Source organism: Myxococcus dinghuensis, assembly GCF_024198235.1.
Classification (GTDB): Bacteria; Myxococcota; Myxococcia; order Myxococcales; family Myxococcaceae; genus Myxococcus; species Myxococcus dinghuensis.
On sequence record NZ_JAKCFB010000093.1, the window covers coordinates 1 to 4,775 of the forward strand.

At 69.4% G+C, this 4,775-nt stretch carries 8 protein-coding genes; all 8 read left to right on the top strand.

Features of this window, described 5'->3' with window-relative positions:
* Nucleotides 1-104: 104 nt before the first annotated feature.
* Nucleotides 105-1,196 carry a phage major capsid protein gene (locus tag LZ198_RS42435; RefSeq protein ID WP_253977875.1) on the top strand — a complete coding sequence of 364 codons (1,092 nt, stop codon included), beginning with the start codon at nt 105-107 and terminating at the stop codon, nt 1,194-1,196.
* An 11-nt stretch (nt 1,197-1,207) separates the two neighbouring features.
* Nucleotides 1,208-1,621, top strand: coding sequence for a hypothetical protein (locus tag LZ198_RS42440; protein ID WP_253977876.1), 414 nt, complete (start codon nt 1,208-1,210; stop codon nt 1,619-1,621).
* Between the two features lie 78 nt (nt 1,622-1,699).
* Complete coding sequence (locus LZ198_RS42445) at nt 1,700-2,356, top strand: hypothetical protein (RefSeq protein ID WP_253977877.1); 657 nt, start codon at nt 1,700-1,702, stop codon at nt 2,354-2,356.
* Nucleotides 2,356-2,679: a hypothetical protein gene (locus LZ198_RS42450; RefSeq protein ID WP_253977878.1), complete on the top strand. Its 324-nt coding sequence runs from the start codon at nt 2,356-2,358 to the stop codon at nt 2,677-2,679. The genes LZ198_RS42445 and LZ198_RS42450 overlap by 1 nt, the downstream gene beginning before the upstream one ends.
* Nucleotides 2,679-3,095 (top strand): phage tail terminator protein, encoded by a 417-nt coding sequence (locus tag LZ198_RS42455; protein WP_253977879.1) that lies wholly within the window; start codon nt 2,679-2,681, stop codon nt 3,093-3,095. The genes LZ198_RS42450 and LZ198_RS42455 overlap by 1 nt, the downstream gene beginning before the upstream one ends.
* A gap of 36 nt (nt 3,096-3,131) precedes the next feature.
* Nucleotides 3,132-3,548: a hypothetical protein gene (locus LZ198_RS42460; protein WP_253977880.1), complete on the top strand. Its 417-nt coding sequence runs from the start codon at nt 3,132-3,134 to the stop codon at nt 3,546-3,548.
* An 8-nt stretch (nt 3,549-3,556) separates the two neighbouring features.
* Nucleotides 3,557-3,982 carry a phage tail tube protein gene (locus tag LZ198_RS42465; RefSeq protein WP_253977881.1) on the top strand — a complete coding sequence of 142 codons (426 nt, stop codon included), beginning with the start codon at nt 3,557-3,559 and terminating at the stop codon, nt 3,980-3,982.
* Nucleotides 3,982-4,629, top strand: a complete 648-nt coding sequence (locus tag LZ198_RS42470; RefSeq protein ID WP_253977882.1) for a hypothetical protein — start codon at nt 3,982-3,984, stop codon at nt 4,627-4,629. Before LZ198_RS42465 ends, LZ198_RS42470 begins: the two co-directional genes overlap by 1 nt.
* The last annotated feature ends 146 nt before the right edge of the window (nt 4,630-4,775 follow it).

Consider the following 4,775-nt stretch of genomic DNA (forward strand, 5'->3'; position numbering starts at 1 on the left):
GAAGACGACGAGGAAGAGGACGAAGCGAAGGACTTCAACGCCCCCGACGCCGCGAAGCGCTTCGTCGAGGCATTCAAGAACTACATCCACGGGAGTGTGAAGGAATGACGCGCGAGCAGGTGGCGGAAATGGTGAAGGCGCTGGGCCCGGAGGTGGCGCGCGAGCTGATGGACGCCGCCGCCCGAAGCGCGCCCGGTCGCACGGAGTCGGACAAGGGCCCTCGCCCGGGAAGCGTCTACGCGAGCCCGGAGAACCTGGGGGCGTTCGCGAAGAGTGTCATCGCGGCGGGCCGGCGCACGGGTGCCGCCGAGCTGGTGGACGCCGCGAAGCGCTTCGGCAACGCCGACGTGCAGAAGGCCGTTCAGCTCAGCAAGTTCGACTCGGCGGGCGTGCTGGTGCCCATCCAGCAGAGCGGCGAGGTCATCGAGTTCCTTCGCCCCGAGGCCGCACTGCTCAAGCTGGGCGTGCGCACGCAGACGTTCAAGGGCGAGCTGCACCTGGGCCGCCAGACGGGCACCTCCGAATTCCGCTGGGTGGGCGAAGGCGAGACGGTGCCGAAGAGCGCGCCCAAGTACGGCAAGGTCGTGCTCAAGGCCCACAAGGGCATGGTGCTGGCCGACATCTCCAACGACCTGCTGCGAACCCCAGGCGTGGGTGACGCGGGCGTGGGCGAGGACATCCGCGCGACGGTGGCCGACGGCCTCGACGACGCGGGCTTCAACGGCGACGGCTCGGGCCCGACGCCCAAAGGGCTCTTCGCGCAGCTCGACGCCGCGCACGCCTTCACGTCGACGGGCGTCACGGCCGCGGCGTACCTCGCCGACATCGACAAGGCGGTGGAGCTGCCGCTCACGGCGCATGTCCGCATGGGCAACGCGGCGTGGGTGCTTCACCCGACGCGAGCGACGGCCCTGTTGCAGCTCCAGAACTCCGGAGTGTGGGTGTTCCGTCAGGAGATGCTGGACCGGGGCACGATTCGCGGCTTCCCGTTCGTCATGACGACGCGCGTCCCCGCGACGCGAGTCACGTTCTCGGCCGACTGGCGCCAATTCATCTACGGCATCGACGAGGACCTGATTCTGTCCGAGCACGACACGCGGGCCGAGTTCGACGAGACCACCATCCGCGCCATCGTGAAGGGGGACTTCAAGGTCCGCCAGCCGAAGGCGTTCAGCTCCATCACCTACGGCACCTGAGAGGCCCCACCATGAACGCGAACTCCACTGACGCGGGCGTGCTTGTCGGCATTCGCCCCGGAACCTCGCCCGCTGCCGTGAGTGCCGGGACGCGCAACAGCTCCGCCATCGACCGCATGGGCTTCGACTCGTGCGTGCTGACGGCTTCGACGGGGGCCGCCACCGGCACCCCGACAACCCTGTCGCTCGGCGCGAAGCTCCAGGACAGCGCCGACGGCCAGAACGGATGGACCGACCTCCCCGGTGCCGCTATCGAGCCCCTCACGGCCCCCAACGCCGTAGCCCGGGTCAACGTCCGGTTGCCTACCGCGCGCCGCTTCCTGCGCGTCGTCGAGACGGTGGCCCTCACGGGCGGTACGTCCCCGACGCTCGGCGCGTCCAGCCTCATCGTCCTGTGCGGCCCGGACGAGATTCCGGCCACCTAGCAGCGCGAGACGAAGCGGGGCGCCCTCAACCCCTGGGGGCCCCCGTTTCGTCGTTCCTGCGCCTTCCTGGGCCCTTCCATGCCCCGCCCTACGGACCTCTGCTTTGCCGCCACCGTGGCCGCCGACCTGGGCGTGCCCGTCGACTCGCATGTCGAGCGCTGTGTCAGTGCGGCCAGCGGTGCGATTGCCGTCCTGTGCGGCCGGGCCTTCGAGCGGGCCACGGTGACGGAGTACCCGGCCAGCTACGGGCGCCCCTACGTGCTGCTCGCCCGCCCGCCGCTCGTCGAAGTCCTGCGTGTCGCCGAAGCGGGCGTGGAGCTGGACGCGGCGAGCTACACCGTTGCCGGGGACCTCGCGGCGGGGGGACTCCTCTACCGGCTTGCCGGCGTGTGGCCCGTGACGGCGCATGTCGGCGGGCTCGTCACCCTCACGGTGGACAGCCACCAGGGCCACCCGGGAGCGCTGGCCGTGACGTACACCGGGGGCTACGTGACGCCAGGGCAAGTGGCCGGCGACGCCTTCCTGGGGCCCGCCACCCTCCCAGCCGAAGTCGAGGAAGCCGCCATCCTCGAAGCCTGCGCGCTGTACCGGGGCCGGGGGAGAGATGCCGAGGTCTCCGCCGAGAGCCTCGGGGACTGGTCCGTCAGCTACCGGGAGAAGAGCGCCGGCCAGCGGCTTGCGAGTCCCCGCGCCGGGCTGCTCGTCGCGCCGCATGTCCTGTGGAGGGCGAGTTGATGAGTTGCCCTACCGCACTCTTCCGGCAGCTCGTCCGCTACGCCGAAGTCACGGGCCGCGACGCCTGGGGGACGCCGCTCCTCGGTCCTGTCCACGTGGCCCCCGCGCGCATCCAGCCGAGCCGCAAGCTGATTCGCGACGCCAGCGGCGCCGAGTTCGTCGCGTCGTTCGTCGTCTACACCGCAGCTCCCCTCACGCTTCGCCACCGCCTGTGGTTCCCCGGTGACGACACCTCCGACTTCAACCACGCCCGCCGCCCTGCGGCCATCGACGAGCACGTCGACGGTGGGGGCACGGTGCGCTACCGGAAGGTCTGGCTCTAATGGCCCGCGACACCTCCGCCGACGTCGCCAGCATCCTCGCCTCGGGTGGGCTGGGGCTGAGCATCGGAACCAATCTCTTCCTGGGCCCGACTCTCGAGGACGACGACGCGACGGTGCCGGACGTCTCGTGCTTCGTGCTGCAAACCGGAGGCGACCCGCCGCAGGGCTACCTCGGGGGGCGCAAGACGTACCGCACCGTCACCTGTCAGGTCCGCGTGCGCTCGGCCCGCGAGGACTTCCGGGAAGGACAGGCGCTCGCGCTGGCGGCCCTCGACGTGTTGCACCTCGCGAATGCCGTGCCCTACGTGCTCGTCGAGGTCGACGAAGGCAGTCCCAACTACGTCGGCACGGATGGGAGCGACCGTCACTGGTGGACCTTCACCGTGGACGCTTCCTTCGTTGATTCGGGCGTGTGAGCCATTCGCGGAATCCGCACCCATTTACAGGGGGCCATGCCACTCAAGGTTGCCCTCGACTTCAGGCTGCTCGACAAGCTGCGCAAGGTGGAACGTCCCGTCCTGGGCGACCTGGCGCCGCTGGCCCACGCGCATGCGTCCACGATTCTCCAGGCAAGCCGCGCCCTCGTGCCCGTCGGTAAGCGGGACACAGACGGCAAGCCGCCGCTGAGCACGACCGGGTTTGTGGATGGCCCGGAGGTGAACGCCGAGAAGGCGAGCGTCAGCGCGACGGCGGGCTACGCGCACGAGGCGGCGGGCCCCATTCACGAGGGCTTCCACTGGGGCGCGCAGCGCTTCGCCGAACCCGTCCACTTCCTGCGCAAGCCCGCCCGGAAGGGACGCGCGAAGTTCCGCAAGGCCGTGGCCGCCCAAATCCTCTCCACCCTCTCTCGACTCTTCCCGAGTCGGTAGGAGCCCGCATGTCTGCCCCTGTTGCTGCCCACCTCGACAGCGTCTCGGTGCGCTCAGACGCGACTGCCGCCCAGCCCGCCGACCGCGTCGACGGCCTCACGGACGCGTCGCTGAGCGAGACGGGCGACTTCACCGAAACCAACTACCTCGGAGGCTCCTCGTACAAGTCGCGTGTCCAGACGTTGAAGGACACCAGCGCCGACCTGTCCGGACACTTCATGGAGGGCGACGCGCCCCAGGCGGTGCTTCGCGATGCCCGCGACACCGGGAGCACCGTCTACGTGACGTTCATCTTCGACCCGAACGCCGACGCTGGCGCCAAGGGCAAGCGCATCCCCATGGTGGTGAACAGCCTCGACGAGAAGATGACGCCGGGGAGTCTCGTCGAGTTCTCCTGCAAGCTCTTGGGCAACGGTGCCCCGGTGGCCGTCTGATGGCTGTCGTCCCCGCGCACGTCGGCTCCCTGTCCATTGCCGGGACTCCCGTTGAGTTCGTCAACGCCGAAGCGGCCCGCGTGGTGGGTGGCTCGGGCACGGAGTTCCGCATCGTCGAACCGGCGTTGCGTCGTCTCGACCCTGGAGCCCCTGTCGTCGTCGAGGTGTCATCGGATGGGAACACCTGGGAGTCCGCCGACGCGGTGGTCGATCCGCTCTTCGGCTCCGTTCACCTCGCCAGTGCTCCGGTGCCTTCGGCACGCGTGCGCGTCTCGGGGGAAGCGCTGCCTGTTGCCCCCATGGCGCTCGTGCGCTCCATCTCCCTGTCGGTGACGAACGACGTCGTCGAGCTGCAAGTCATGGGGGATGGCTACAAGCTGCGCGCCGCGTCCCTCCGCGACTTCTCCGGGGAGCTGGTGGGGCTGTCGCTGACGACCTTCGACGCGCCTGTCGCCGATGGGGCTCCGGTGCTCGTCGAGGTCGCCAAGGCTGCCAACGCCCAAGTGTTCCGCGCCTGGGTCACCGTGCCCGAGCTGTCGCACAAGCTGACACCGGGCGCCCTCTACGAGCGCACCGTCAAGTTCACCGGCCACGCCTTCCCCATAGGGAGTGGCGCGGCCATCGCCTGGGGCTACGGCACCCCGTGACACCACTGCCGAAGGGAACCCTCATGTCCAACAAGCACAAGCTGCTGGCGAAGAACCGTCGCGTCGTGAAGTCGGTGGAGGTCGACGGCGTGAAGGTCGACATCATCAAACCGACGATGGGCGACCGACTGCGGCTGATTGAGCAG

Excerpts from the sequence above, each read along its gene's own strand:
- LZ198_RS42450 (WP_253977878.1), top strand. The coding sequence starts at position 2,356 with ATGAGTTGCCCTACCGCACTCTTCCGGCAGCTCGTCCGCTACGCCGAA.
- LZ198_RS42445 (WP_253977877.1), top strand. The coding sequence starts at position 1,700 with ATGCCCCGCCCTACGGACCTCTGCTTTGCCGCCACCGTGGCCGCCGAC.
- LZ198_RS42460 (WP_253977880.1), top strand. The coding sequence starts at position 3,132 with ATGCCACTCAAGGTTGCCCTCGACTTCAGGCTGCTCGACAAGCTGCGC.
- LZ198_RS42435 (WP_253977875.1), top strand. The coding sequence starts at position 105 with ATGACGCGCGAGCAGGTGGCGGAAATGGTGAAGGCGCTGGGCCCGGAG.
- LZ198_RS42440 (WP_253977876.1), top strand. The coding sequence starts at position 1,208 with ATGAACGCGAACTCCACTGACGCGGGCGTGCTTGTCGGCATTCGCCCC.
- LZ198_RS42465 (WP_253977881.1), top strand. The coding sequence starts at position 3,557 with ATGTCTGCCCCTGTTGCTGCCCACCTCGACAGCGTCTCGGTGCGCTCA.
- LZ198_RS42455 (WP_253977879.1), top strand. The coding sequence starts at position 2,679 with ATGGCCCGCGACACCTCCGCCGACGTCGCCAGCATCCTCGCCTCGGGT.
- LZ198_RS42470 (WP_253977882.1), top strand. The coding sequence starts at position 3,982 with ATGGCTGTCGTCCCCGCGCACGTCGGCTCCCTGTCCATTGCCGGGACT.